This is a genomic window from Ruoffia sp. FAM 20857 (assembly GCF_045528645.1).
Lineage (GTDB): Bacteria > Bacillota > Bacilli > Lactobacillales > Aerococcaceae > Ruoffia > Ruoffia halotolerans.
In genome coordinates, this window is the sequence record NZ_JBGQRB010000092.1 from 1 (window position 1) to 2,455 (window position 2,455).

Sequence of the window (2,455 nt, forward strand, 5' to 3'; positions counted from 1 at the left end):
TGCCTCCGGCTTCCTTCAGATTCCACCTCACGGTGGACACCCTTGCCTTTAGCTAACAGTTCCTACTGCCAAGTCTGTAGTGGACTTTCACCACCAAGTTATCGCCCATGCCGGGCGCACATGAAAACCCGTCCCGAATCTTCGCGATTTGGGACGGGCTTTTTTGCTTTAGTAGGAAATTGGGTTGAAAGCGTCACTTTGATTTCTCATAGTATCGCTTTTCAACTAAAAGCGTCACTTTGAATTCTCATAGTATCGCTTTTCGAATAAAAGTCTCGTTTCACATTTTAAAATTACAATTTACATATGCCTTTTATAGGAATACTTATTAATCCCTCCTACTTTATCATAATGCTTATTCATGATTTTCTTGATTGAGGTAATGCCCATCATTCCAACCATAAAATCATAAATATTTCTTGGTGTCAGCATTTGTGGATGGTCAAAGTATAGGATTCTTATGTGATAGGCAGCTCATAGAATTACTTTTGTCTTCGTTTCTCTCACACCACATTTTCTACAGTAATACTGTGATGTTTAGCAATCGTATTAAAACTATGACATTGACAACACGTAATCCCTTTAGGAATGCCTGAAAAACTTTCTACTTGCAAGCTTTCTGGTTGAAATGGATTAGCTACTCTATATCTATTGAACACTTCATGACAAGCTTTAAGATAACTCGCCATTAGTGGGAAATCAGATTTGCGTTTAATATTTTTAATGTAGAATCTAAATTGATGGCGCAAGACAACTTCGTAATTTACTTTTGTATCTAGGCTAACTTGTGAGTGCTCCTTTATAAAATCATCGCACCCGTAACATTGACCGAATGCGGTATCTCACTTGCCATATGAGTTAAGCGATTATTGCGCTCTTGAATTTTGGTTACGATATTGTCTTTTAATAATTTGCTATTTAATACGCAGTCGAAATCTATATATTGAAAGTTTCCGTCGTCATTTTTCACTACAAGGACATACCAAGTATCTTTTGCCATAACAATAAAATCCGTTTGCAGACGCTTTCCGTTTTCAAACCAATAGTCACCAAGAATATCCCAGGTCTTAATTTCATGTTTTTTGACCAAATCGAGGACCATTTTTTCATTATATTAGCCTCGGAGTAGATAATATATTCGATTTTCTACATCTGACGGCAATTCAACTTTTCCAATGTGTGCTATTTCTAGATACACTTAATCTTTGTTTTTCTTCATAAAATTCACCCCTATATACAAGAAAAATGGTGAATTCAATTTTATAAAACGTAGATTGTAAAATTAAGCTAGACAGATAAAAAAGTCATTTATGATACACTCAAACTATACTTCCACCACGAAGAATAGGAGTGATCATAAATGACCTACTCCCATCTTACCACGGATGAATTAGTAATGATAGAATCTTATTATCATCAAAATATTTCTGTTGCGATGATTGCTGAACGCTTAAGGCGTTCACGTCAGCCCATTTATAACGTTATTAATTTCTTGAAACAAGGTAACTCAGCAATTGATTACTACAAACGCTATAAAGTATATAAAAAGCGTTGCGGTAGACATAAAATCATTTTGCCTAAAAAGCAACAGAAGTATATTAAAGAAAAAGTTGCTCAAGGATGGACGCCAGACGTCAACATTGGACGTTTTGAACAGCCAATCAGTTGTTCAATGAGAACCTTATATCGTCGATTTAAAGATGGCACCTTTGATATCACAACACTCCCTATGAAAGGCAAGTGAAAGCCAAACGGAGACCAAGAACGACGAGGAAAACAAGCGTTCAAACGAAACATCTCTGAAAGAGAAAAAGACTACCCTCTATTTAAAGATGAGTTTGGTCACATTGAAGGTGATACAATCGTTGGTGCTCATCATAAAAGTGCCATCATCACACTGGTGGAACGTCTATCTAAAGCCATCATCACCTTAAAGCCTAAAGTCAGAAAAGCAAGTGACATTGAAACAACGTTAACAGAGTGGTTTCAATCCAGCCCTAGAAACTTGTTTAAATCTTTTACCTTTGATAACGGAAAAGAATTTAGTAACTGGAAGGTGTTGTCCAACAAACATGACGTCTCGATCTACTTCGCAGATCCAGGAACACCATCACAGCGTGGTTTAAATGAACATTCAAATGGTCTATTTAGAAACGATGGCTTGCCAAAGGAAATGGACTTCAATAAAGTCGAGCAGTTATTTGTGTCTGCAGTAGCTGACAAGAGAAATCAAATACCTAGAAAATCATTAAATTATCAAACGCCTTTGGAAGTATTTTCAAGTTACATTAATGACTCGCATTTGTCTAGCTTATATTGACAATTCAAAAAATCGAGTAGGAGACTAGCCATTATTTGACTAGTCGACCTCTCACACCACCGTGCGTACGGTTCCGTACACGGCGGTTCAATACCTTGCGTAAGCAGACTCTACCAATTCGCTTAGTGGAACTAA

General features: G+C 36.9%; 1 protein-coding gene and 1 pseudogene. One reads left to right on the plus strand and one right to left on the minus strand.

The features are described from left to right. Positions 1-799: 799 nt before the first annotated feature. On the minus strand, positions 800-1,090 hold the full coding sequence (locus ACEN4N_RS11285; RefSeq protein ID WP_407090274.1) for a hypothetical protein: 291 nt from the start codon (positions 1,088-1,090) through the stop codon (positions 800-802). Between the two features lie 270 nt (positions 1,091-1,360). Between ACEN4N_RS11285 and ACEN4N_RS11290 the strand changes: the two are divergent. After that, positions 1,361-2,320 (plus strand): annotated as a pseudogene (locus tag ACEN4N_RS11290) (IS30 family transposase). Positions 2,321-2,455: the final 135 nt, after the last annotated feature.